At 61.2% G+C, this 392-nt stretch carries 1 pseudogene; it reads right to left on the reverse strand.

Going from position 1 to position 392, the window contains the following annotated elements:
• Nucleotides 1-276: pseudogene (locus OKA11_RS24525) on the reverse strand (helix-turn-helix domain-containing protein); the annotation flags it as partial.
• Nucleotides 277-392: the final 116 nt, after the last annotated feature.

The following is a 392-nucleotide window of genomic DNA, read 5'->3' on the forward strand; positions in this document are numbered from 1 at the left end:
TTCGCGCTGAAGCAGATCATGGATCCTCGTCATACGAAGCCGGTCACGCCGGGGCAGCCCTTCATTCTGCTCGAGCAATTCTTCAAGACGAGCACTGAAAGGTCCGGTCCGCGGCCGGTGCTGTTCCTTACGCTCGTAACTGGCGTCCGCGTCCGGTGCCCGGACCGCCTTGCGCACCGTGTTGCGCGATAGCCGCAAATCCCGCGCTATCGCCTTGATAGGCTTCCCGTCCCGGTGCTCCCGACGGATCCTCGCAATCGTCTCCACAACCAACATCCCTGTACCCGCCGTCCGGAACCCAAACGGCGGCGCTTCTCATGATGAGATGAAGGGGGTCAATTTTAGACGCCGATCACCCCGCTAAGGGGGTCAATTTTGCACGCCGCTCCACA

Origin of the sequence: Novosphingobium clariflavum (assembly GCF_026420865.1) — a bacterium.
GTDB classification, from domain to species: Bacteria; Pseudomonadota; Alphaproteobacteria; order Sphingomonadales; family Sphingomonadaceae; genus Novosphingobium; species Novosphingobium clariflavum.